Source organism: Kosmotoga arenicorallina S304 (assembly GCF_001636545.1).
Taxonomy (GTDB): domain Bacteria; phylum Thermotogota; class Thermotogae; order Petrotogales; family Kosmotogaceae; genus Kosmotoga_B; species Kosmotoga_B arenicorallina.
Window position 1 is genome coordinate 310,727 of sequence record NZ_JFHK01000004.1, and the last position, 25,334, is coordinate 336,060.

Sequence of the window (25,334 nt, forward strand, 5' to 3'; positions counted from 1 at the left end):
CTCCTCATTTTTTCATATATATAATCGGGATTTTCATCTCATCATATGAAAGCCCACCATGCCTTCCTTTCATGGAATGCTCTTGCCCTGTGTATTTAAAGCAAAAAGCACTGTCTTTTTCAGGAATTACAATAACTTCGCCAATTCTGTTTAAAAAGTCCTGTTGAGGCGTTCCACCGAAGAGATTTAACTCCAGTGCCTTTTCCCTCAAGAGAACTTTGAATTTACCCGGGTATTTTTTTTCAATGACATCTTTCAATTTTCCCGGATAATGAGTGTGCAGGTATACGGCACGATGTTCTCCAGTTGGCAGTGCGTAGAGCAAATTGTATATATCACTATCATACCGCGACCACCATACCTCTTCTTTCCATGGTGTAATTATTTGACCGTGGTCTGAGACAATAAAAAAGGCTACCCCCTTCTTCCTGATTCTCACAAAAAATTCTTCAATAATTTTCAATAACCAATACGATTCCAGCTCATAGGCTTTTGAATCGGGGCCATATCTGTGTCCATAAGTGTCAATTAGCCCCCAATAGATAAAAGTAAGGCTTTCGTGTGATCCTGATTTCAAAATGGAATGAAGCTCTTCAAAAGTATCCCCAATCCCGTATACCCCTTTTAGATGCCCACCATTGCTGTGCATGCGGGATAATCCTGTATTAACAAAGCTCTTTGAAGTGATGAGATAACCCTTTACGCCATTTTCGTGCAACTGTTGAAAAATCGTCTGAACGGGCAGGAATTTCAGCGGGTCAAAACCTATGCGGCTGAGAGAATCCCTCTCCTGATAAAGCGGGGTGAATTCTATCATATTTACAATAGAACCATATTCTTTCAAATAAAGCGTATATCCGAGCATACCATGGGTGGCCGGTGGAACTCCCGTAAAATAACTCGTTAAAGCAGCTGTGGTTGTTGAGGGAAATACTGAAGTCATATAGATCAGGCTGGATTTATTAATGATTTCAAAATTCCCTCTATCAAGCAATTTTTCGACTGTAGCGTACCTCAGGGCATCAATGATAAAAACAACAACACTATCAATACCCGAAAGGTCAATGTTGTGCTTGGTAAAAGGAAAAGGTTCACAAACGCTGCTTCCACAAAAATGCGCTACCAATCCCGAAGAGAAGTTGGAAATGGCTCTTTCATTATAATCTGGCAGCATATTGTTTTCGTCAAGCATGATACCACCTCTAAAAAAGCGGGGCTTTTGCCCCGCTTCAATTTTACCCTTTTACAGCACCTTTTGTAAGGCCTCCAACAATGTAGTCTTGCAAAATCAAGAAAAAGGTGATCATGGGAATAGCTCCTATAAGCGCTGCGGCAGTGAAAGGTCCCCAGCTCGTTTCAAATCTTCCTGAGAATTGCTGAAGTCCCACAGCATATGTCCATTTGTTGATGTCCTGCAAGAAAATTCGAGCCATAACAAACTCATTAAAAATCCCCATAAATGTTAGAATGGCAATAACCGCCAAAATCGGTCGTGCAAGAGGCAAAACAATCCTCCAGAATGTCTGGAATCTTGTTGCGCCATCGATCATAGCTGATTCTTCAAGGGTATCGGGTATGGTATCAAAATAACCCTTTATGAGCCATATATTGAAGGCAATTCCTCCCGAATAAACGAAAATCAACCCGCTGAGGCTGTTTAATCCCAGGAAAGGAATGTAGTTCCCCATAAATTGCAGTAATGCGTATATGGCTATCATGAACATGATCGATGGGAACATCTGGATGAGCAGCAAGAATAGAAGCCCTTGCGAGCGCCCAAAGAAGCGCATTCTGCTGAAAGGATATGCTGCAAGTGCAGCTACTGTAACACTTATCAATGCAACCATAAGCGCTACTATTACAGAGTTCATTATCCATTTCGTGAAGTAAAAGTATGTGCTCTCTTTGGGCATCCAAATCTGGTTGTTCCTGAAAAGCAACCTGTCGATCTTCTTTAATTGCTGATTGTACTGACTGGAGTAACTGGAAGGATAATCAAGTAAATCCGAAATTTTTCGGGAAGCACGTTGATATTTGGCGTTGAAAACCTGGAAATATTTGTTATAGCTGGCAATCATCACGGTAAATTCATCAAGGGTAACAGGTGTTCCAAGGAAACGCAAATGAATATAATCGTAGATTTTTTCTTTCAATAGCATCTCGTGGATCCTGAGCTCCGAAATGGCATCGTTAAGCACGCTGGTTCCTTCGGCAATGTTATCCTGTGCCTCCACGAAATCTTCGTACCAGGTAAAATCGCGATAGCGCTCATTATATTTGTATCCAAAATACTCCGAAACGACCTCTCCCGCTTTTTCGACATAGGTTTTGGCTGCTGTTATGTCGTCAATATTCCTTTTGGAAATCATTTGTGCATATTCCAGTTTCGCGATTTCAACATTAGTGCGGTACTTTTCAAGAATATTATTGTAATTGTCAGCGGAATCGGCTATTTTCTGCTCAAGCTCTTCCTTTCTCGCCTTGAGCTCAATGAGCGATTTTTGTGTAGTTGCTATTTTTTCTTCAATAGATTCAGCATCTTCAAGCACTTTTTCAATGTCTGGAATTACTCTCAAAAGATTTATTCTGGATGCATCAAGAACCTCGAGTGCCTTTTTGATTTCAGAGTTTCTTATGTTAGCGGCAAGCAAGCCTGCCCTTTCCGCAAACCAGCCAAAATCTGTTTTTATATTAAAAAGTGTTGAGTAGATATCATCTTTGTAACCCAGCTTTTCAAGGCTGGCAATGATATCTTCCAGCCTATTGTGAAAGGCGACCAATTCACCGGGCTTTTCAGCTTCAATTTTATTTAAATCAGGGCCTTCCAGAGCTTTTTCAACTAACGATTTCAACGATCTTAATTTTTCAGATTCGGGTATGAGTATCGGTACAGCCACTGACATTGACTCGCGCACTTCCAATCTGCCTTCAAGGGACTGATCGAAGAGTTTCTGCTTCTGAGTGATTTCATTATCTATGGAAGAAAGCTCCTCAATTGCAGTAATATAATCCGTATAATCCGTTCCAAGGGCTTTTGCTTTTACAGCTTCCAGTTCTTCTTTCAGCTGACTGTACAACGCCTCAATATTATCCCATCCGCCATCCGCGGCCTTAAAGGAGTCATAAAGGCTCTCCCTTACGGCTTTAATCTTTTCGGATACATCTTCTGGGAGTTCCTTTTCGAGTTTAGTGATATATTTTCTTATGAACTTAAAATACTCGTTCTTTCTCCACTGGCTGTATTCGACGCCATTTTCCGAAATGTATTCAGGAGTTCTTGAAAGGCTTTCCAGAACTTCCGATTTCATTTCGAAGTCAAAATCATTCAACAGACTCGACAAATTTGTAGCAGTATCTAAAATCTCTTTCCGCACTGAATCAAAATTCGTTAGAAGGGCCTTTAATTCAAAAGCTTCTTGAAGATTTACGATATTCAGGAAAAAGGCAAAATCCCCATTGGTTGAAGGTTCCAAAAGGCTGAGAATTTCAAGGGCTGCTACCGATTTCATGCTTTCATTTTCCATATTCTTTAACTCATTCAACCTGTCACTTATTTGTTTCAGATCTTCTTCACGCAATTTGTTCAAAGCTGCAAACATTTTCTTGTCTATATCAAGCTCGTGGGCTTTTTCTCTGCTCAAAAAGGAGGTTGTCAAATTGGAAGTGATTTGCTTTGATTCTGACATCAAAGCTTCGAATTTATCGAGATATTTTTCCACAGTTTTGTTAATTGATTTCTCGCTTTTATCTCTAAATCGCCCCAGCTTATAAGTTGCCTCCTGAATATCGAGAATAAGTCTTTGTACACTTCTCTCCGGGAATAATAGATTCTTATAATGTTGCAGTGTTATCCTGGTGGAAAATAAATGCGGAGAGAAAGCTGCCTGGTCGCGCCTTATTGAAGTAGATATGAGCCAAACCATGGGAAATAATACTACTGCGATCACTATTATTAGTATGATATGCCTTAACCAGTACCTTTTCTTTTCAATAGCCATTATCTATTCACCTCTTCAAAAGCACCGGAGAGTTTGAAATTCAGCCAACTCAATCCACCTACTATTACAAAAATCAGGATTGAAATTGCGCTGGCGAAACCAAAGTCCTGCCCCCTGCCTTCAAAGGCAAGTTTATACGTATAAGAAATGAGTATATCCGTCGCACCAGCAGGGGTGGAACTTCCCGGAATGGCAGGCCCTCCTCCGGTTAAAAGGTAAATACCAACAAAATTGTTGAAATTAAAGGAAAAGCTTCCTACAAGCAGCGGAGCAACTGCGATCATAAGCAATGGGAAAGTGATCTTCCTGAACCTCTGAAAACCCGTAGCGCCGTCTATCGATGCAGCTTCATAGAGTTCATCGGGAATGCTTTGAAGCGCTCCAAGCGTTATCGTCATCATATATGGGAAACCAAGCCACGTATTCACTAAAAGGACAGCAACTTTTGCCCAAAAAGCGTCACTCAACCACTTTATAGGCTCTTCAGCTCCAAAAAGGCCCATTACTATAAACCTGTTTATTATGCCATAGGTTTCGTTGAACATACCGTTTTTCCACACCAGAACAGATATGAAGGCAGGAATAGCCCAGGGGATAATAAGCAGAGTTCTGTATATTTTCGTTCCTTTTAGCTTTCTGTCGTTTAATACCAATGCGAGAATTAAGCCAATCGTAAATGTAAAAAGCACACTCAGAGCTGCCCAGGTAAAAGTCCAGACAAAAATCTTCACAAAAGGTCCGCTGATTCTTGGGTCTTTGAACATTTTCATGAAGTTCTTGAAACCAATATTTGAAATATATCCTTCTACCGCGAATTCCTGCCCTTTATCATCTATATCGTAAAAATAACCATCTCTTTCAATTAATACTCCGCCGGTCTTTTTGTTGTAAACAACGTTTTTCTGAACGGCTCTTCCGCTCTCTATGGATGTAACCACCTTTATCTCATATTTCCTTTCAGAAGTAGCGAAATCCGTATAGAGCCTGTTGGGATTTAGCCTTACCTGCTGACCCATAGGATTTGTGAACTCGGCGTTTTTCAGCCAGATGCCTCTTATTTCGCTCAAATAAAAAGGCGCATTGGATTTCGTGGTGTTATCATCAGGGGAATAGAAATACATGTACCTCTCGCCGTTGGCTGATACGGACAATATGCTACCATCCTGCGATGACCTCACAAGCTGGTAAGTAACTCCATTTACAGTTGCTCTATCGTTCTTGACACTGAACATTCTCGATTCAGCTAAAAGGATGTTCCCCTCAGAATCTTTTTGAACGGCTATCGGTTTGGGCGCAATAAATAGCTCATCGTCTGATAGAGACTTGAATACGACAATAAAATTATCGGTTGGTTTATAATCTTCCAGCTTGACGAATATAGAAAAGCTGTATTCCTCGGGATTTTCAGGAATATAGTAATAATCACTTAAAAGCTTCTGTACAACCTGTGGTCTGGTGAAAAGGTGTCCGGTACCGAAGTTGGTGAAGGCTGTTTTCAAAGTGTAATACATAGGATAAATGGTTAAAATGAATAGCAATATCATCGCCGGAATCATATATCTGTAAGGGTAACCTTTTGGATTGATAAGCACAAAAGCGATACTCACGAGCAAAATACCGAGGATAATCGCCAGCCCATAATTGGCATTTGCCCAAAGCAGTATAAGGCTCATCAAGCCAAAAGCTCCAAAAACAGAAAGCAAAATAAGTACAAATATAAATCCGATTAGCCTTTTTGCGCTCATTTTTGATGCCTCCGAAAGTTATGATTAAACGCGGGGCTTAAAGGCCCCGCGAGATAACGCAATTTCCTGGAATTAGCATTCAAATATCATTCGCCGATGGCTGTTTTAATCTTTTCAACGGCTGAATTGAGAGCGTTTTCAACAGTATCCTGATCGTTGATTACTATACCGAGTGCATCTCCCATTGCACCCCATACAGATGCCATTTCAGGAACATTGGGCATGGGTGTTCCAACGGAAGCGCTCTTGGAGAATTGAAGAACATCATAGAGCTCGGGACCAGCGTCTTTGGAAATGAAATCAAAGACATCTTTTCTTACAGTGCCTCTTCTTTCGCCGACAAACATACCGTATTGGCCATCAAAGCTTCCAATGTAGTTTACAGCAAATTCAATAGCCTCAATTTTATTTTTTGATTTTGCGTTGATCATAAAGCCCTGAACACCTACAAAGGGTTTTGGGGTAACACCGGGTTCGAGTTCAATTTCGCTGAATGGAATAATTCCATAGTCTATACCAGCATCACGATAGTGAGGTGTAGCCCATGGTCCGTTCACTATGAACGCGGCAAGACCATCTTTGAAGAGAGAATCCATGAGATTGTAATTAGCACCCTGAGGTATTAATCCTTCATCGAACCATTTCTTGATAAGGCTGACCCCTTTGATTGCACCTTCGTTGTTAAGTCCAATGTCATTAACATCGAGACCGCTTTCCGTATCCTTGAAAATGTAGCCACCGTAGCCAGCTATAAAGGGGAAAGAGAAATAGAAATTGCCAGCATCGTAAACAAATCCAACAATTTCATCATCGGCAACTTCCATAGCCATTTGCTCGAGCTCGTCGATTGTCTTGGGTGCGTCTTCAACGAGGTCTTTGTTGTAGATAATACCGATAGATTCTATGGTGTACGGTACACCATACAGTTTTCCCCCGTAGCTGAAAGCGTTTAGAGCCACTTCATAATACTGATTGGCATCAGGAAGGAACGGAATGGGTTCAAGAAGCCCGTTAGCTGCAAGTTCCCCTACCCAGTCATGTGCACCAACGATTATATCAGGACCTTCTCCAGCAGGAGCGGCTGTAAGGAATTTGGATTTGATGTCGCCAAAATTAACCTGCTGAATTTCCACTTCAATACCGTAGTCTCTTTCAAAATCTGCTGCCAATTTCTGAAGAGCAGGTATCTGGTTTTCAGATGACCAGACAACAACTTTGGCACTTAGAAGAGATACCACGGCAAAAACAACCATCAACACGAGAGCGAGTTTCTTCATTCTTTCAACCTCCTTTTTCCATAGTTTAGGCATAATGCCTCATTACAATTTTATCAATTTCCACAGGAGGGCAGTATGTTAATGCCTTATTCCTACCTATAATTATACCAAAAAATACTTAAATATTTCTGATTATCAATCAATTATTTCATTTTTCTTCTTCTAACTACGTCTTTCTACACGGGATATACAATTGTAGTATCAGAGAAATCAGAAGCCAGCGAGAAATCAATTCCCAGATCTTTTTCGTACTTACTGACGAGATATTTCCTTCCCACTTCACCAAGTAAAAGAAGTGTGAGTAAGTCTTCATCAGATTGCGCAATGGTTTTGAATTTCTCTTTTGAAGCTGAAACTTCCGGGGGAATATAATCGGCTGCTCTCCCCGTAATGGTTTTCTTGCCCTTTGATTCAATGCGTTTTTTCAATTCAGGATTTATGGGAGCTGGAGGAACGCCGTAGTAACCAAGGACATATTTCTCGGTTTCGTTAGTGATTACTTTATAGCGTTCACCGATGATTACATTGAGAACTGCCTGGACACCTACTATCTGCGATGTTGGAGTGACAAGGGGCGGATAACCGAGATCTTCCCTTACTCTTGGCACTTCCCTTAGCACTTCTTCGAGCTTGTTCAGGGCTTTCTGAGATTTTAACTGGCTTATCATGTTTGAGTACATTCCACCGGGAATCTGGTTAGTCAACACTTCCGGCTTAATTGTAAGGAGTGACACATCATGGTCAACATGCCTTTCCCTGACAGATAAGAAATAATCGCTAATGCTTTTAAGCAGTTTAAGATCTGGCTTGCTCGCGTATCCTAAACTGTTGAAAGAGACCCACAAACTTTCAGCAGCAGGTTGTGATGTACCGTATGCAAGCGCGCTTATTGCAGTATCAACGATTTCAGCGCCCGCTTCTGCGGCAGCAAGATAAGTGAGATCAGCCAATCCCGTTGTGAAGTGAGCATGTATTTGGAGAGGTAACGGGCAATTTTTCTTTATGTTCTCAACAAGCCTTTTCGCTTCTCCCGGTGTAAGAAGACCAGCCATATCCTTAATGCATAAAGAATCTGCGCTAAGTTCTTCATACGCCTTTTTGGCGAGTTTTGCAAAGTATTCAACATTGTGCACCGGGCTTGTTGTATAAGATATCGCAACTTGCAGATGCATTTTATGCTTCTTAATTTCCCTGCTGGCTTTTTCCAGATTTCGGAAGTCATTCAAGGCGTCAAAAACCCTCACGATATCCATACCGTGATCCGCTACTTTTTTTACAAAGAGTTCAACAACATCGTCCGCGTAGTGGCGGTATCCCAGAAGGTTTTGGCCGCGCAAAAGCATCTGGATTTTTGTTTTCTTGAATTGCTCTCTTATCCTGTCAAGCCTCTCCCAGGGGTCTTCACCAAGGTAGCGTACTGATACGTCAAAAGTAGCGCCACCCCACATTTCCACGCTGTTGTACCCGACATCGTCTATAAGAGAAGAGACCTTTACCAATTCTTCCGTTGACAACCTTGTTGCAAGCAAAGACTGATGTGCATCCCTTAAAGTAGTATCTGTAAATCGAACATTCATTTTCAGTCCTCCTTTTTGTTGTACAATTAAAGGATAGGAGGGAGATGTTATGAGAAACACAATAGATGATTACGATTTCGATATTGTTGTTATTGGCGCAGGGCATGCTGGAATTGAAGCGGGACTTGCTTCAGCAAAAGCCGGTATGAAAACCCTCGTGCTTGCCATAAACCTTGACACCGTCGGGTGGGCTCCCTGCAACCCGGCTGTTGGTGGCCCGGCCAAGGGTATTGTTGCAAGAGAAGTTGATGCCCTGGGTGGTCAAATAGCCAAAACTACCGATAAAACAGCAATAAATGTCCGCATGCTTAACACAAGCAAGGGACCTGCTGTCAGGGCACTAAGGGCTCAAATAGATAAAAAAGAATACAGCCTTGAAATGAAAAAGACACTGGAGAAACAGGAAAACCTCTACTTAAGAAGTGCTATTGCGACAGAGATTCTTGTCGAAAAGGGAAAAGTCACCGGCGTTGTAACACATTTTGGCCAGCTTTATCATTGCAAAGCAGCTATAATAACAACCGGAACTTTTTTAGGCGGAAAGATCTTTATTGGTCCAAAAGCTTTTGAAGCAGGCCGTTTGGGGGAATTCTCTTCGAAACTGCTCAGCGAATCGTTAAGAAAAATAGGCTTCAAACTCGCGCGTTTTAAAACGGGTACACCTGCGAGAATTCTCGGAAGCTCCATTGATTTTTCAAAGATGGAAAGGCAGGACACTTCAGATACCCCGCTTGCCTTTTCTTATTTTTCTGAGCCGAAAGTTCTGCCAAAAGATAGCCCTTGCTGGCTTACGAAGACTAATTCAAGAACTCACTCTATAATCAGGCGCGATATTCAATTCTCTCCTCTTTACGGTGATATAAAGTTAATTCATTCCATCGGTCCAAGATACTGCCCTTCCATAGAGGACAAGGTGCTTAAATTCTCCTCCAAAGACAGTCATCAGGTGTTCGTTGAACCTGAAGGCAGAAATACTGATGAATACTATCTGAATGGGCTATCAACAAGCCTGCCTTTTAAAACTCAGGTAGAAATGATTCATTCAGTGAAAGGGCTTGAAAATGCCGTTATTATGAGACCGGCATACGCTGTTGAATATGATTTTGTGATTCCTGATCAACTTCATCCCACACTTGAATCCAAATTGGTTGAAAACCTTTACTTTGCCGGTCAGGTAAACGGCACGAGCGGATACGAGGAAGCAGCCGGGCAGGGCATCATAGCGGGCATAAATGCGTCAGCAAAAATCAAAGGAGCCGAACAGTTGGTTTTGAAAAGATCTGAAGCTTATATAGGCGTTATGATAGACGACCTTGTAACCCGTGGTGTTGACGAACCCTACCGGCTTCTCACATCAAGGGCTGAATACCGACTGATGTTAAGGCATGACAATGCTCATCTAAGGCTTACTGAGTATGGTTATAGATACGGCTTGATACCAAGATGGTTTTACGACAGAGTTGTGTCTGTTCGAGAAGCCATTAATCGGGAAGCGAATCGTTTAAATGACATCGTCGTAAAACCTTCGAATTCTGTGAACAACAAATTGCTATCTGCCGGAACAACAGCCATATACCAACCCACCAGACTTGCACAGCTCCTAAAAAGGCCAGAGGTAACATATTCCCTGCTAAGGGATTTCGATCCCAATCCAATACTGGATAGTTCATTGGCTGAACAGGTTGAAACCACAATGAAATACGAAGGATACATTAATCGCCTGAGACAGGAGATAAACCGCTTTGAGAAGCTCGAAAACGAGCTTATACCCGGTGATATTGATTACGACAAAGTCCCTAATATATCAACAGAGAGCAAAGAGAAATTGAAAAAACTAAAACCAATGTCCATAGGCCAAGCTATGAGAATACCCGGAATAAAACCTGCTGATATCTTAAACCTTTCAACCTATCTAACTGCTTTAAAAAGGAGGCATATAAATTGAGCCGGGAAAAAATATATGTTTTCGGCCACAGACAGCCTGATACAGACTCGATAGCAAGTGTAATTGGCTATGCTTATATGAAGAACCAGAACGACAAAGAGCGCGATTATGTAGCTTGCCGTTGCGGAAAGCTCAACAGCGAAAGTACGTTCTTGCTATCATACTTTGACGTAGAACCCCCTATTTTTATGGAAACAGTAGATCCCATCGTTGGCGACCTCGACTTGCGTCCTCCAATTGTTGCATCAGAAGAAACATCGACATATGAAGTTGCAAAAATCATGGAAGAACACAATATAAAAGTTGTTCCCATTGTTGATGAAAATTTCATACCCTCTGGCATCGTTAGCGAACGTCACCTTGCAAGAACTTATGTCAAACGCTTATCGGTCGATTCGCTGGAATTGCATCCAATAAACGTGAACACAATAGCCCAGCTTCTTAGCGGCGACGTTCTTGTGTCACCACCAACAAACATCCTTAAAGGTAAGGTGCATATAGCTAGCGATTCTATAAGTACCTTTATTAAGAAGTTAAAAAGCACAGATCTTGTCATAGTTGGCGATAATCCTGAAATGCAGATCAAACTCATTGAAAGAAATGTCACATTGATGATATTGACAGACTCTCTTACCCCTTCTGATGAAGTGCTTAAATTGGCAAAAAGAAATAATGTTGGAGTAATTTCCACCGCTTATGGACCCTACGGCGTAGGAAAATTGATAAACCTTTCAATGCCCGTAAAAATGATTATGTCGAAAAATTTCATCACAGCCAAATTAGATGAAAAACTCAAGGAAATAAAAACCAAGATATACGAATCAAATGAGCGTTTTGCTCTTGCCTTAGACGAGTCAGGAAAGCTCGCAGGAGTTATTACCAGAACAAACCTCCTTTACGACACTCGGAAGAAGGTAATTCTGCTCGACCACAATGAAAGACCTCAAGCTGTTGATGGCCTTGAAGAGGCAGAGTTGCTTGAAGTCATTGACCACCACAGGCTCGGGGGGCTTACCACTCTGAAACCGGTGAGATTTCACAACGAACCCGTCGGAAGCACTTCTACAATCGTTGGCGAATGGTTTTTAAGGCATTGCACAAAGAAGAACCCTCAAATAGCAGGCGTGCTTCTTGGCGGGATAGTTTCGGATACCCTTGATTTCAGGCTTTCCACCACCACAAAAAAAGACAGGGAAATTGCCCGGCAACTTGCCGAAATTGCAGAAATAGACCTCGAAGAATTCGCCAAGAATCTACTACGTAAAGGACTGGACCTTTCGGGAAAAGCTCCTTATGAAGTCGTCTCAAAAGATGTTAAACAATACATAATAGGAGATTACAACATATTGATTGCACAGGTTATGGTTATGGATATGGAGCAGGTCAAGAAAAGGCAATCAGAGTTCAAAGACGCTTTGAAGGAACTCTATAATAGATCCAAGGCAGATGTAGCTTTTCTTCTTTTTACAAATGTACCAAAGAATCAGAGCGAGGTATGGGTAGAGGGAAATGGTGAAATTATTGAAAAGGCTTTTAAAGTACATTTAGATGAAAACAACACCGTTGTGCTAAAAGGTGTCATGTCCAGAAAAAAAGATTTTCTACCACAGATTGGTGAGGTACTTAGAAAAAAGAGATGAGAGGAAATCTCATCTCTTTTTCAGCATTTTCAATATTATACCTTCCATATCCTTTTGACTGAGACTCTTACCGTCTTTCAGGAGTTTGAAGGCAGCACGTATGACAAGTATTCTGGGATATCTACAGCTGAAGTATTTTACGGGGTCAGAAACAACATTATCCACTGAGCTTCGCTTCACTTTATCATCTCCCAACCTATTGACAGAAGCCATGGTGGGTATTATAATTCTTTTAGTATCGGGCTCGTAGCTCAGTTTGGTTAGAGCTTCCGGCTCATAACCGGGCGGTCGGTGGTTCGACTCCACCCGAGCCCACCAGAGCGGCTCAGGCCGCTTTTTTTGCTGCTATAAATAATTTTAACATTGAATCGAAAATAAAGCAATAAGATAAATAAAAGGCTGTTATAAGCCTCCAGCTGTATGATACAGAAGTATCTTAATTCGAATTAATCAAACGCTATACTCTGAGAAAACCTGCAACCCTCTCTCCATAATGGAAAGCAAGCCAACAGGTTATATTAAGCACACATGTAATGGTAGTAAAATATAGGTTAAACATCTTTGCTAAAACTTGCAATGGCTATACACAAAATTCAGCGCTCGTATACAACCCTGCCATTAAAAACAGTCATCGACACTTTCATTTCTTCCAGCATGCTCCCGGGAACAGAGAGCAGGTCCTTTTCTGTAAGGAAAAAATCTGCTGGCGATCCAACTGCCAGCGGAAATGTGAATTTATTGTTTTCAAAAAGCTTCCCGGAAACCATATACATGTACAGGATATGCTTTCGATCAAAGAAATGCTCCGCTGAACGCATATTTCGGAAAGGGTTAACGCTTTCAACCGGGGCATCTGTGGACATAGCTAAATCTACACCTGCCTCGCTCATTTTCTTAAAGGGATACGCGTTTTTGAAACGCTCGGGCCCAAGACGCAAAAAGGCCATTTTCCTATCTGTTTTGAAAAATACAGGTTGAATGGAAACTTTTAACTTGAGATTAGCGATTTGCTGTATTTGCCCTCTGGTCGCAATCTGAACATGAATCAATCTGTGCTTCAGTGGATTCCCCTTTCTAATCACCGAAAAGGCTTTCAATGCTTCTTTTAAAGCTCTGTCTCCTATCACATGAAGGGTGAGCTGTATCCCTTCCTTCTCAGCTTTTTTCACGAAGGGAAGCAATTCCTCGGATGTCAGATAAAGCACTCCACTGTTTTCTGGTTCATCGGCATAAGGCTCACATAAGGCGGCAGTTCTTGATCCAAAAGATCCATCGAGATAAATCTTCGCAGCTCTTAAAGAGAAGAAATCCGTTTCGCTGTTTTGAATTGCTTTGAACCCTTCCAGCTCATGAGAAGACTCTATCTTGAGCTTTTCATATATTCTTATATGATCCTGTGTTGAGAGCTCTTCTATCAAGTCTTCAAGTTTGATACCATGATAATCATCGCTATGAACAACCGTGATTCCGTGCATCAAAAACAAATTAGCCCCGGCAAGAATATATTCTCTTAGCTCTTCTTTACCAACGGGGAGTTTTTTGCGCAATCTCTCCAGAGCCCTTCCCTTTATCAGACCTCTCTCGAGATCGGTACCATCGATTCCCTCAAGAGCGTTCAAGGAATACCGTTTAATCATTGAACTATTTACGGTTGCAACATGACCGCATACACGAACTAGAAGCAAAGGCACTGATGTTATTCCATCAAGAAACTTCCTATCAGGCATAAATCCGAGTTTCTCTTGATCCCAGCCGCGGCCTTCCACAAAACCCACAGATTGTTTCTTTAAGTTTTTTAGCAGCGCTACAAATTCGTCCTTTGTCCTGATTTCTGAAAGGTCAAGCATAAACTCTCTTTTGCCGGTTGCCAGAAGATGTGCATGAGAATCTACAAGTCCCGGATAAAGATAACAACCCTTCAGGTCAATAACCTCGGCTAATTTCGGTTTGTGGCTCGAAACCATACCCTTTTCAACAAAAAGATCACGAAAATCGTACTCACCACTTAGGGGATTATATACCCTGCAATTTTTAAATATTCTGTTCATGCTTTTTTCAGTGCCTTTGCGATTTTTCCAGCCAGAGAGGCGTTGTTCTTCAACAGTGCGACGTTTGCTTCGAGGGTTTTTCCGTCAGAGAGCTCTGATAGCCTGCCTAAGAGGAAGGGGGTTAATCCCTTACCTGAAACTCCCTTTGCCTTCGCTTCAGATACAGCCATTTCCACATATTTTATCAATTCATCATAGGGGACTTCATATTCCTCCGGTATTGGATTTGCTACAAGAATCGCCCCTTCTATTCCCAGCTTCCTCTTTTCCTTAAAAATCGCCGCAATGTCTTCAGGAGTTTCAACAGTAATGTTCAATGGATATTTACTATATCGGCAGTGAAATAGCGGGAAACTATCTGTTTGATAACCTATAACGGTAACCTGAAAAGTCTCAAGAAACTCGAGCGTTTTTTCCACATCCAAAATGCTTTTTACCCCTGCTGAAACAACCACCATATCTGTTTTCGACAATTCGATTATGTCCTGTGACACATCCCAGCTTACATCGCGGTGCACTCCACCGATGCCGCCTGTTGCAAATACCTCTATACCTTCCCTCGCAGAAAGCCTAAGTGTGGCGCTCACTGTGGTTGCAGCGTTATTTTTCATGGCTGTGGCAACCGGTATTTCAGCAGTACCTACTTTCATCACATTCTCGGTAGTTGCGAGATACTTCAGTTCATCTTTCGTCATGCCGATCTTTATGTTACCGTTGATTATGCCAATTGTTTTTGGCACAGCACCCTCTCGCTTTACCACCTCTTCCATTGCAAGAGCTGTTTTGAAATTTACAGGCCATGGTAGTCCATGAGCTATGACAGTGGATTCAAGTGCCACATAGGCTTTCGACATCAGGTCACCCCCAACTCAATGATATCTGAAGTATTTCTTCGAGAAAAATCTCGCCATATAAAGCCCTCCTATAAACCCTCCGACGTGTGCCCACCAGGCAACCCCTGAGAAATTTGCTCCTATTATAGAGAAAGTCCCGTTGAAAAATTGTATAAAAAACCAGACAAGCAAGAATATGAAAGCAGGCACTTCTATTATAAAGGGAAGGAAGAAAATAGGAATAAATGTTAGAATTCTGCTCATCGGGAAAAAATAGAGGTAAGCTCCCATTACTCCAGCTATTGCGCCCGAAGCGCCAATGACAGGTATCTGGGAGGTGGGGGAAAGCAAAAATTGTAAAAATCCCGCCCCAATTCCCCACAATATGTAATAAACAAGAAATCTGAAATGTCCGAGCATATCTTCAACATTATCCCCAAAGATGAACAGTGTCCACATATTTCCCAGCAAGTGTGTCCAACCCCCATGAAGAAAGGTTGAAGTTATAAAAGGGGAAAGGTCAAACCGATTGTATTGAATTAAATATCGATTATAGAGCAAAATTTGCCCTTTTGTATATCTTGCAGGCACAAGGCCGTGATTGTATATTAAAAGAAGCAATTCACCATCTGAAAGGAAAAGCTCGTATATGAAAACAAAGATATTTGTAATTATTATCACCCACATAATATAGGGCTTTCGTCTGCTGGGAATGGTATCTCTAAGAGGAAACAATTCATCACCTCCATATGATTTATTTTACCAGAAAGGGACCTTGAAAAGCTCGGGACGTGGTGATATAATGTATTCGCTTTGCCCCCGTAGTTCAACGGATAGAACGGCGGATTCCTAATCCGCAAATGAAGGTTCGATTCCTTCCGGGGGTACCAGCAGCGCGGGAAATTCCCGCGCTTTTTAAATAATGGCTTCTCTTTTTCTTTAACAGAAAATAGTTGGTGTATCAAAGACATAATACCTACTAATTGAAAATAAACGCTGTTTTTTGTCAATTTGTGGGGTTGTTCACAAATAATTCAGGGAATAAAATCAAGCTGGAACACATAATTTTCTTCTGAGGAGGTTTGCCAAAGTGGCCGAAATAAGTCTGTTTGAAAATGCTTTGAAGCAGTTCAGAAAGGCCGCCAAAGTTATGGAACTCGATCCCTGCCTTGCGGATGTGCTCATGCATCCAAAGAGGGAACTTACAGTCAATTTCCCCGTCAGAATGGACGACGGTAGTGTAAAAGTATTCACCGGTCACAGAGTCCAGCACAACATAGCCAGAGGTCCCGCAAAAGGCGGAATAAGGTATCATCCAAATGTTACCCTTGACGAAGTAAAGGCTCTCGCTTTCTGGATGACATGGAAATGTGCTGTGGTTGGTATACCATATGGCGGTGGAAAGGGTGGAGTTGAAGTAGATCCAGCCGAACTTTCAGCTGCCGAGCTCGAGAGGCTTTCAAGAAGATTCTTCTCTGAAATACAGGTAATAATAGGAGAAGACAAAGATATTCCCGCGCCAGATGTTAATACAAATGCTCAGATAATGTCCTGGTTTATGGACACTTACTCTATGAATGTAGGCCACTCAGTTCTTGGAATTGTCACCGGGAAACCAATGGATATTGGCGGTTCAGCCGGAAGGCCAGAAGCAACAGGTAGAGGCGTCAGGGTTGTAACAGAAGAAGCCATAAATTACAAAGGCCTTGATGCAGAAAGCTCCACCGTAGCTGTACAGGGCTTCGGGAATGTTGGTTCTTTTGCCGCCAAGTTGATTCAGGACGAACTTGGTGCAAAAATCGTAGCACTTAGCGATGTTTCTGGTGGTATATACAATCCTGACGGATTAGATATTGACGAAGTGATAGCTTATAGAGATCAGAACAACGGTGTGATCAAGGGATACCCAAATGCCACAACAATCACCAACGAAGAACTTCTTGCCCTTGATGTAGACATTCTTATTCCGGCAGCTCTTGAAAACGCTATTACCATGGAAAATGTTGATAACGTAAAAGCCAAAATCATCGTTGAAGGTGCTAATGGCCCTATAACACCGGAGGCTGAAGAGGTTCTCCTCAAGAAAGATATCTTCATTGTCCCTGACTTTTTGGCAAATGCCGGTGGTGTTACCGTTTCTTATTTCGAATGGGTTCAAGGCCTTCAATGGTATTTCTGGGATATTGAAGATGTAAGAAAAGCCTTGCACAAAATCATGCGCCAGGCTTTTGGAAGTGTTGTGAACACGATGCACAAGTATAACACCGATATGAGAACAGCGGCTTATATCGTCGCAATTGATAGGGTTGCTACTGCTACAAAGCTCAGAGGCATATACCCTTGATAAAAGAAAACAAAGAGGGGCTTAAAGCCCCTCTTTTCTTTTTATCTTTAATCTTTTCACTCCAGACTATCTTTCAATTCGTTAAGCCTTATCTCTAGGTCTGCTTCAATCAATTTGGAAACGAGCTCTTCAAGATCGCCATCGAGAATTTCCATAAGCCGATAACTGGTATAGTTTATCCGATGATCTGTAACCCTGTTCTGGGGGAAATTGTATGTCCTTATCTTTTCGCTCCTGTCGCCAGAACCAATTTGAGACTTTCTTTTTTGAGACATTTTGTTTAATTGGTCCTGCTGCATCATATCGAAAAGTCTCGCTCTCAGCAATTCCATAGCTCTTGCTTTGTTCTGATGCTGGGAGCGGTCCTTTTGAACAGATACGGTAATTCCTGTGGGGATATGAACGATTCTTACCGCTGACTCGGTCTTATTAACATGCTGACCACCTGCACCAGAAGATCTGAATGTGTCTATGCGCAGTTCAGAGGGATCAATTTTTACATCCAGCTCCGTAGCTTCTGGAAGGATTGCGACAGAAGCGGCAGAAGTATGAATCCGCCCTCCGGATTCGGTTCTCGGAACTCTCTGAACTCTATGCACGCCACTTTCATATCTGAGCTTTCTGAAAACGTCTCTCCCCTTTATTTCAAAGATGATTTCTTTATAACCGCCTAAATCCGTTTCATTGACATCCAGCACATCTATTTTCCAGCCAGACCTCTCTGCAAATCGCGTATACATTCTAAAAAGGTCTGCTGAGAATAGAGCTGCCTCCTCGCCTCCTGTCCCAGCCCTGATTTCTACAATGATATTCCTGTCTGAATTCTCATCAGGAACAAGGCGCATTTTGAGCTCAATATGGAGTTTTTCAATCTCGCTTTGTAACTGCTCCAGGGTTTGCTTTATCTCTTCCTGTTCATCTGGCGGGGAGAGCTCAAGGAGATCTTCCCATTCCCTCAATTCCCTCTCCTTTGCTTCGATTTTCTCTTCAATAACAAAGATTTCCCTTAATTCTGCATGTTTTTTGCTCAGCTCCATTAGTTTGTCTGGATTAGAGGAAATTTCCGGTGAAGATAATTCCTTTTCGACTTCTCTAAGCTGTTTTCTCAATGAATCAAGAATTTCTACAGGATTCATCAAATTAACCTCCTGGTTACTGCCTCAGGGTCTCGAGCATAGTTCTTGACCTGTTCCATAGAAATATCACCCTGTTTAAAAGCATTTATGAGGGCGTCATCAAAGGTAACCATTCCGAATCTTCCACCTGCCTGCATCATGGATTCTATCTGATGGAATTTTCTTTCCCGAATCAGGTTTCTAATCGCCTGGTTTACAACCATTATCTCTAAGATCGCCACTCTTCCTTTGCCGCTCTTATGCTTCAGGAGCCTTTGATATATTACTGCCAGCAGACTGTTTGCAAGTTGCATGGCAATCTGGTTCTGCTGGTGAGGCGGAAAAACGCCAACAATTCTTTCCGGGGTTGTAGCAGCTGAATTTGTGTGGATGGTTGAAAAGACAAGATGTCCCGTTTCGGCTGCGGTCATTGCAAGTTCCATTGTTTCGGCGTCTCTCATCTCGCCCACCAGTATGACATCAGGGTCTTGTCTTAAAGCATATTTCAGACCATTTGCAAAGGATTTGGTGTCCTGTCCCAGCTCTCGCTGATGAATTAGCGCTAACTTCGACTCGAAAACATATTCTATGGGGTCTTCAATGGTTATAAGATGAACCGGCCGGTTCAAGTTAATGTGTTCAAGCATTGCTGCAAGCGTGGTTGACTTTCCGCTACCAGTGGGACCTGCAACAAGCACAAGCCCTTTATCTGGCGAACAGAATTCCTTGAAAAGCGATGGATATCCGAGATCTTCAAGAGTACGGATCTTTTTCGGAATTAACCTTAGCGCTAAAATGGGCAGTTTATCTGAAAAATAAAGGTTTCCCCTGACTCGTGATTCGCCATAGCTGAAAGAAAAATCTACCTCTTTTTTAGCCGGTTCTGTAAGTTCGACTCCTGACTTATCTTCCAGCTCTTTTAGCAGATTAATCACCGCTTCTTTTGAGGGTTGTAGCTCATTATCGTTGAATAGCGAGCCATCTATCCTGAAAGCCACCTTTTTGTCTGGAGTGATATGAATATCGCTTGCACCGTAATTTTCACCTTTGGAAAGGATTTCATCGAGCTGCATTGTTCCACCTCCCTCTTTTCTTAATGGATTTTAACACAGCGAAATGATAATATCTTTTTGGTAAGATGTATTATTTCTTCAAATCAATTCGGGAGGTTGAAAGATGTTCTACGAACTTTTTTTACGCTCTTTTGCTGATGGCAACGGTGATGGTATAGGCGATTTCAAGGGTGCTACTAAAAGACTCGATTATCTCGCAGAATTAGGCATAACGGGAATATGGCTGCTTCCGGTGATGAAATCCCCTTCTTATCATGGATATACTGTTTCTGATTTCTATTCAATAAACCCATCTTATGGAACTATTGAAGATGCGAGAGAATTTCTTGAATGTGCTCATGCAAAAGGCATAAAAGTAATTCTTGATATGCCTTTGAACCATACTGCCATAAACCATCAGTGGTTTTTGAGAGCTCTTGCCGGTGATAAAAGTCACAGAAAAAAATATCTCTGGCTGGAGAGACCTGAATGGCTGGAAGCACGTAGACACTGGGACAACCAGGGAGTTTGGTCAAAGCTCAACGGTGAATATTACTACGCGCTTTTTGGGCCTGGAAGTCCGGATTTGAACTATGAAAATCCCGAGCTTCGCGAAGAGGCCAAAAGAATCCTCTCCTTCTGGCTTTCTCTTGGCTTTGACGGGTTCAGGTTTGACGCCGCCAAACATATCTTCGATTTTTCAACGGAAAGAGGCAAATGTGAATATCAACACGCAAAAAACCTTGCTTTCTGGAAAGAAATGACTGAACATTGCCGTAAAATTAACCCGGATGCTATTTTCGTTAGCGAAGTCTGGGACGATCCCGATGTGGTGGACCTCTATTCCTCAATATTCGGAATCGGGTTCAATTTTCCTCTTGCATATGCGATAAAAGAGAGCGTTATGGAGCTAAATCCAAATAGAATGGTTGAGGCATTGTATCATGTAATGAACAGGTACTTTGAAGATGTGCTTCAATACAGTTCTGGAATTTTCCTTACAAACCACGACATGTCAAGGTTGCTTTCTTACATGAAAGGAGACAAAGAAAAGGCGCATCTTGCTCTCTCAGTGCTGTTGACGCTTCCTGGTATCCCCTTTATTTATTACGGTGAGGAATTAGGGATGAAAGGAGAATACAACGAATTTGCTAACGAAGCCCAGCTTGAGCCATTCCCGTGGTTTGAACTTGGCTCTGGACCAATGCAAACGGAATGGAAAGCCTTCACAAGCAATCCTCCCTATTCAGGTACCTCTTATGAGGTGCAGAGCAATGAAAGCAATTCTTATTTTTCTAAATATAAGAATATCCTGCATTTTAGAAAAAACAACAACTGGATTGACAGCGCCAAAATCCTTGAAGTAAAAGCTGAAAACAACATTCTATTTATCTCTGTCGAATCAAAAGGAAAAGTAGCTTTAATTGTACACAATTTCGATCAAAAAACAGTTATACTTGATAAGAAAGGCAATATTGTCCTGATAAATGGAGAATTGTCCGAACAGAAGAATTCCTTTTCTCTTGGAAGAATGAGTTCAGCGATGATAGAACAATAAAAAAGCGGGCTGCAGCCCGCAACAGGAATAGGGGGGTAAGCTTTCTTTATAAATAAGACTGATTATGTTCTATTTTTGTTCAAAGGGGAAGAAAGATTGTGAAAAGCAGAGAAGAAAGAGCCAAAAAAGGAGCAATAATAGGAATTGCTGGCAATGTTTTTTTATCTGCATTAAAAATTTTGACAGGTTTATTTACCGGAAGTATGGCAATTACAGCTGATGGACTCGATTCCGCGACAGATATAATGACATCTGTGATAACTTTGGTTTCAACAAATCTCTCCAAAAGACCCCCCGATGAAGAACATCCGTATGGTCATGAGCGTGCTGAAACAATTGCTTCCAAGATAATCTCTATGATAATCTTTTTCGCAGGTGCCCAACTTGCCATTTTCTCAATCCAGAAGCTCATTTCCGGAAAACTTGTATTTGAAAATCTGCCAATTGTTTTATCCGTAGCCTTAATATCATCAACAGGAAAATATGGGCTTTACAGATACAAATTGCACATCGGTCATAAGATCGATAGCAATGTTTTTATTGCCGATGCCATGAACATGAAAAACGACATATTCATTTCGCTTTCTGTTGCTGCGGGAATGGTTATCGTCAAACTAACCGGGTTGTTCATCTTCGATGCGATATTGGGACTTTTTGTCTCCATCTTTGTCATAAAGACTTCTATCGAACTTTTCATGAGCAGTAGCTTTGAACTAATGGACGGCATTCAGCCAAAGGACGATATCTATCGCAGAGTATTGGAAGAAGCTATTAACACTGATGGTGTTTCGAATCCTCACAGAATTAGAATAAGAAAATTTGGCTACAAATACTTTGTAGAACTCGACCTGGAAGTAAAAGGTGACATTACGGTCAATGAAGCGCACGAATTATCAAAAACCGTTGAAAGAAACATCAAGCAGAACATACCCAAAGTATATGATGTGCATGTCCATATTGAACCCCTGGGAAATGTAGAAAGAGAAACCTTTGGATTAGACAGGTCTCACATTTCCAGGAGAAAGGGTGGTACGGATGGATAGAGATAAGAGGCTAACTCTTCCAGCATTTTCGCCGGATAAATTTGGTGATATTCCTAACCTTTTCTGGATAATGAACGAAAAGGGCGAGATTCTCTTCGCAAATATGCGCTTCTTGAAGTTTTTCAGAAGAACACGCGAACAGGTCATTGGCAATACAATGGAAAATATAATAGAGAGGAGAAGTTCAAAAGAACTTTCAAAACTATTTCAAGTGCTTCTCAGAAAAAACGAAACCGTGCGTGAAGAACTGCTTTTCACCAGTGCAAATACCACCGGATTCTTTTCTGTGACCATGATACCTGTTTTTGACAACCGTAAATTAAGCCATGTTTTTTGCAGTGCCTTTGATCTGACTCCTATAAAAAATAGATACGCAAAAATCGCCAGGGATCGAACAGCGATAATTAGCATTTTGGCAAAATATTCTGAAAAGATCCTCCCGGAAGCAGAGAAACATTTGCGAATAATTTCTGAAGCTTCCACGATGATCGCAGTGGCTTTGCGCGAAAAGGAAAACCACAAAATCACAAAGGACTTTATAAAAGACATCAGAGAAGCCTCAATGCTTCATGACATTGGAAATTTGGAAATCCCGCAAGGATTGCTAAGCAAACCAAGCAGGCTCTCAAAAGATGAATATCAAATCGTGAAAGAACACACCTTAAAAGGGGTGGAAATAATAGAAGATTTTCTCCAGACAGGTTCTGCATTATTAAGAGTGTGCGCTGAAATAATCGGATACCATCATGAAACTTTTGACGGGAACGGTTATCCCCACGGGATTTCGGGAGCTGATATTCCATTGTCTGCAAGGATAGTGAGTGTGGCAGATAGTTATGCCTCCATGATGGTTAAAAGGCCTTACAGAGACGCTCTGAAAAGAGATGAAGCTTTAAAAATAATTAGTCAGGAAAAAGGTAAAAAATTCGATCCGGTGATTGTTGATGCATTTTTTTCAATTGAAAAAGAACTAAATACACTGGTGAATCTTGCTTGATTTATGGTTTAATTATAAGGATTCTAAATAACTCTTTGGGGGTGAAATACTATGAAAAAATTAGACGGGACGAGTACGCTTGGTAATTTAATGAAGGCTTTTGCAGGAGAATCTCAGGCGAGAAACCGGTACACCTTTTTTGCTTCAGTAGCCAGAAAAGAGGGATTCGAGCAAATTTCCGCGATTTTTCAGGAAACAGCCGAAAATGAAAAAGAACACGCCAAGCTCTTTTACAAGCACATTGTAGAGAACACCGAAAAGTTGCCAGCAGTTGTTCATGTGGATGCGGATTATCCGGTTGAATACCGTTCAACACTGGAGAATCTCAAAGCGGCTGCTGCAGGTGAGAATGAAGAATGGTCAGAACTCTACCCAACATTCGCCGATATTGCCGAAGAAGAAGGTTTTAAAGATATTGCCGAAACATTCAGGCAGGTAGCTAAGGTTGAAAAGAGGCATGAAGAACGCTATTTAAAACTCGCGGAAAATGTTGAAAAGGGGCAAGTTTTCAAGAAATCTGAAAAAATATTGTGGAAGTGCAGAAATTGCGGCTATATACTTGAAGCTTATGAAGCACCCGCAAAATGCCCTGCCTGCAAGCATCCACAAAGCTATTTCGAACTTTTCGTGGAAAACTATTGAAATAATGCGGGGGATATCCCCCGCTACACAAATTTTCTCAAAGAAGGCTCACAAGAGTAAATGAAGCTTTTTATCTCATGTAGTCCATGTTTTCCTGTTGCACCTTTGTATTGGACATTCAACGCTCCGAGTGCGTTGCCGAGTCTGAGCGCTTCATCCAGATTTCCACCTGATGAAATTGCATGTATAAAACCTGCATTGAAAGCGTCTCCTGCACCGGTGGTATCTACGACCTCTGCTTTGTAGGCAGAAGCAAAGATACCTTCCGGTAAAAGCTCTGTGCCTTTATTTCCTTTTGTTACCACAACATGTTCTGCCTTGAGAGTGCCAGTCTTACTAACCGCCTCCCACTCCTTTTCGTTGAAAATCAGATAAGTGATATATTCAGACAGTTCCAAAACGCCTTCCGGGTCTTCAAAGCTAACTATTCCTCCCGGTGCATAGCTGATGGGAATATTTTTTTTCAACCCTTTCAAAATCCTACCTGCCTGCATAGTGCTTATGCCGGCTAAATGGAGAAAAGTAGTTTCTTCCAGGGCCACTACTTCCAGGGTATTTTTCTCGTTTATTCCCCGGAACGTAAACAAAAAGCGGTGCCCGTCATCTCTGACGCTCACAAAGCAAAAGCCAGTTCTTTCACCATCAACTACCCTGATATACTCCACTTTAACACCTCGCTTTGCAAGCTCTTTTAACAACCACTGGCCGAACATATCATTTCCAACTGTCCCATTTAAAATCACTTTTTGTCCGAGCTTTGCGAGCTGAATGGCCGTATTAGCTGCGGTTCCGCCTATCCCTGGGTCTAATTCGAGAACTCTGTTTTCTTCAATATTGCGGGTTTTGTCTAACATCGCCGTAATGTCAAAGTTTATGTTACCGACTACCTGTATCATTATTATCCCTCACAATTCATTAATTATTCCTTGTTTCATGAAGTACAATACAAATAAGGGGAGGTGCTTTGATGAAAAAAAGATATATCAGCAAAATTATTTTACTATTTTTTATAGGATTTTTTTTGCAGGCATGTGTGCCTTCTATTCCCGACAGGGTTCAGACGGGCTTTGAACATTTAAAATCCGGGGAAGTCAGCCTGGCTAAAGAAGAGTTCAATAAAGTTCTAAATCTATCTTATAATCCCATGAAAAAAGCCCTTGCAAGTGAAGGACTTGGCTGGTGTTATTACCTTGAGCAAAACTTTACTCTTGCCAGGTTTTACTTCTCGCAGGCTAAAGAAACATATCCCACTAAAAAAGAGATACTGTCAGGGCTTGCGCTTGCACAAACTCAATTGGGCGAATTCAGCAGTTCCGTTGACATTGGACTTTTTCTCCTTTCTTCTGCTGATGACGTTCTGGTTGATTACCTTCCAGATACTCTATACAAAGAAGAATTGCTGAAAGTGCTTGTTCTGGCTGCTTTAATTTCAAGCAGCTCATATTATGAAGATTTTAAAGCTTTGGTCTCCGATGCGGACTTTCTCAATAAGCTCGGTGCTCTTGAAGGCGGTGAATGAT

General features: G+C 41.6%; 20 protein-coding genes and 2 tRNA genes. 10 read left to right on the plus strand and 12 right to left on the minus strand.

Translation table 11 applies throughout. The features are described from left to right. Positions 1 to 4 precede the first annotated feature (4 nt). From AT15_RS03945 to AT15_RS03965, 5 genes are all read right to left on the minus strand, one after another. The gene (locus AT15_RS03945) at positions 5 to 1,192 is read right to left on the minus strand and encodes an alkaline phosphatase family protein (RefSeq protein WP_068346564.1); all 1,188 of its coding nucleotides are present in this window, start codon (positions 1,190 to 1,192) and stop codon (positions 5 to 7) included. Between the two features lie 43 nt (positions 1,193 to 1,235). Beyond that, positions 1,236 to 3,998 carry an ABC transporter permease subunit gene (locus AT15_RS03950; protein WP_068346566.1) on the minus strand — a complete coding sequence of 921 codons (2,763 nt, stop codon included), beginning with the start codon at positions 3,996 to 3,998 and terminating at the stop codon, positions 1,236 to 1,238. Continuing rightward, positions 3,998 to 5,743, minus strand: coding sequence for a maltose ABC transporter permease MalF (gene malF, locus AT15_RS03955; RefSeq protein ID WP_068346568.1), 1,746 nt, complete (start codon positions 5,741 to 5,743; stop codon positions 3,998 to 4,000). The genes AT15_RS03950 and malF overlap by 1 nt, the downstream gene beginning before the upstream one ends. A gap of 86 nt (positions 5,744 to 5,829) precedes the next feature. Then, positions 5,830 to 7,020, minus strand: coding sequence for a sugar ABC transporter substrate-binding protein (locus AT15_RS03960; protein WP_068346570.1), 1,191 nt, complete (start codon positions 7,018 to 7,020; stop codon positions 5,830 to 5,832). 176 nt (positions 7,021 to 7,196) lie between these two features. Further along, the gene (locus AT15_RS03965; RefSeq protein WP_068346572.1) at positions 7,197 to 8,597 is read right to left on the minus strand and encodes a pyruvate carboxylase subunit B; all 1,401 of its coding nucleotides are present in this window, start codon (positions 8,595 to 8,597) and stop codon (positions 7,197 to 7,199) included. A gap of 49 nt (positions 8,598 to 8,646) precedes the next feature. On the opposite strand from AT15_RS03965, the gene mnmG reads away from it, so the two are divergent. Further along, the gene (gene mnmG, locus AT15_RS03970; RefSeq protein ID WP_068346574.1) at positions 8,647 to 10,542 is read left to right on the plus strand and encodes a tRNA uridine-5-carboxymethylaminomethyl(34) synthesis enzyme MnmG; all 1,896 of its coding nucleotides are present in this window, start codon (positions 8,647 to 8,649) and stop codon (positions 10,540 to 10,542) included. Then, positions 10,539 to 12,182, plus strand: a complete 1,644-nt coding sequence (locus AT15_RS03975; RefSeq protein ID WP_068346576.1) for a putative manganese-dependent inorganic diphosphatase — start codon at positions 10,539 to 10,541, stop codon at positions 12,180 to 12,182. The genes mnmG and AT15_RS03975 overlap by 4 nt, the downstream gene beginning before the upstream one ends. A gap of 9 nt (positions 12,183 to 12,191) precedes the next feature. On the opposite strand, the gene AT15_RS10190 is transcribed toward AT15_RS03975, so the two are convergent. Next, positions 12,192 to 12,362 carry a hypothetical protein gene (locus tag AT15_RS10190; RefSeq protein WP_235598492.1) on the minus strand — a complete coding sequence of 57 codons (171 nt, stop codon included), beginning with the start codon at positions 12,360 to 12,362 and terminating at the stop codon, positions 12,192 to 12,194. A gap of 60 nt (positions 12,363 to 12,422) precedes the next feature. Between AT15_RS10190 and AT15_RS03985 the strand changes: the two genes are divergently transcribed. Further along, a tRNA-Ile gene (locus AT15_RS03985) sits at positions 12,423 to 12,500 on the plus strand. Positions 12,501 to 12,775: 275 nt separating this feature from the next. Here the strand turns inward: AT15_RS03985 and AT15_RS03990 are convergent. From AT15_RS03990 to AT15_RS04000, 3 genes are read right to left on the minus strand one after another with little or no spacing between them, the layout of a single operon-like run. After that, positions 12,776 to 14,230, minus strand: a complete 1,455-nt coding sequence (locus AT15_RS03990) for an amidohydrolase (RefSeq protein WP_068346580.1) — start codon at positions 14,228 to 14,230, stop codon at positions 12,776 to 12,778. Further along, complete coding sequence (locus tag AT15_RS03995) at positions 14,227 to 15,084, minus strand: pseudouridine-5'-phosphate glycosidase (RefSeq protein ID WP_068346582.1); 858 nt, start codon at positions 15,082 to 15,084, stop codon at positions 14,227 to 14,229. The genes AT15_RS03990 and AT15_RS03995 overlap by 4 nt, the downstream gene beginning before the upstream one ends. A 15-nt stretch (positions 15,085 to 15,099) precedes the next feature. Continuing rightward, positions 15,100 to 15,798 carry a rhomboid family intramembrane serine protease gene (locus AT15_RS04000; protein WP_068346584.1) on the minus strand — a complete coding sequence of 233 codons (699 nt, stop codon included), beginning with the start codon at positions 15,796 to 15,798 and terminating at the stop codon, positions 15,100 to 15,102. An 80-nt stretch (positions 15,799 to 15,878) separates the two neighbouring features. Between AT15_RS04000 and AT15_RS04005 the strand changes: the two genes are divergently transcribed. Together AT15_RS04005 and AT15_RS04010 are read left to right on the plus strand one after the other, a co-directional pair. Next, positions 15,879 to 15,953: transfer RNA gene (locus AT15_RS04005), tRNA-Arg, on the plus strand. Between the two features lie 200 nt (positions 15,954 to 16,153). Beyond that, the gene (locus AT15_RS04010) at positions 16,154 to 17,407 is read left to right on the plus strand and encodes a Glu/Leu/Phe/Val family dehydrogenase (protein ID WP_068346587.1); all 1,254 of its coding nucleotides are present in this window, start codon (positions 16,154 to 16,156) and stop codon (positions 17,405 to 17,407) included. A 56-nt stretch (positions 17,408 to 17,463) separates the two neighbouring features. Here AT15_RS04010 and prfA read toward each other — a convergent pair whose 3' ends face one another. Next, positions 17,464 to 18,543 carry a peptide chain release factor 1 gene (gene prfA / locus AT15_RS04015; RefSeq protein WP_068346589.1) on the minus strand — a complete coding sequence of 360 codons (1,080 nt, stop codon included), beginning with the start codon at positions 18,541 to 18,543 and terminating at the stop codon, positions 17,464 to 17,466. Next, a complete protein-coding gene (locus tag AT15_RS04020; RefSeq protein ID WP_068346591.1) occupies positions 18,543 to 19,595 on the minus strand; it encodes a type IV pilus twitching motility protein PilT in 1,053 nt (350 codons plus the stop codon). Before AT15_RS04020 ends, prfA begins: the two co-directional genes overlap by 1 nt. A 103-nt stretch (positions 19,596 to 19,698) precedes the next feature. Here AT15_RS04020 and AT15_RS04025 point away from each other — a divergent pair, with 103 nt between their 5' ends. The 4 genes from AT15_RS04025 (at position 19,699) to rbr (ending at position 23,814) form a co-directional block, all read left to right on the plus strand. Beyond that, positions 19,699 to 21,132 carry an alpha-amylase family glycosyl hydrolase gene (locus AT15_RS04025; RefSeq protein ID WP_068346593.1) on the plus strand — a complete coding sequence of 478 codons (1,434 nt, stop codon included), beginning with the start codon at positions 19,699 to 19,701 and terminating at the stop codon, positions 21,130 to 21,132. Between the two features lie 98 nt (positions 21,133 to 21,230). Continuing rightward, positions 21,231 to 22,175: a cation diffusion facilitator family transporter gene (locus AT15_RS04030; protein ID WP_235598493.1), complete on the plus strand. Its 945-nt coding sequence runs from the start codon at positions 21,231 to 21,233 to the stop codon at positions 22,173 to 22,175. Beyond that, complete coding sequence (locus tag AT15_RS04035; protein ID WP_068346600.1) at positions 22,168 to 23,172, plus strand: HD domain-containing phosphohydrolase; 1,005 nt, start codon at positions 22,168 to 22,170, stop codon at positions 23,170 to 23,172. The genes AT15_RS04030 and AT15_RS04035 overlap by 8 nt, the downstream gene beginning before the upstream one ends. Positions 23,173 to 23,223: 51 nt before the next feature. After that, the gene (gene rbr, locus AT15_RS04040; RefSeq protein WP_068346602.1) at positions 23,224 to 23,814 is read left to right on the plus strand and encodes a rubrerythrin; all 591 of its coding nucleotides are present in this window, start codon (positions 23,224 to 23,226) and stop codon (positions 23,812 to 23,814) included. Positions 23,815 to 23,837: 23 nt separating this feature from the next. Here rbr and AT15_RS04045 read toward each other — a convergent pair whose 3' ends face one another. Then, positions 23,838 to 24,710, minus strand: coding sequence for a carbohydrate kinase family protein (locus tag AT15_RS04045; protein WP_068346604.1), 873 nt, complete (start codon positions 24,708 to 24,710; stop codon positions 23,838 to 23,840). Positions 24,711 to 24,781: 71 nt separating this feature from the next. Between AT15_RS04045 and AT15_RS04050 the strand changes: the two genes are divergently transcribed. Further along, complete coding sequence (locus tag AT15_RS04050) at positions 24,782 to 25,333, plus strand: tetratricopeptide repeat protein (RefSeq protein WP_068346606.1); 552 nt, start codon at positions 24,782 to 24,784, stop codon at positions 25,331 to 25,333. The last annotated feature ends 1 nt before the right edge of the window (position 25,334 follow it).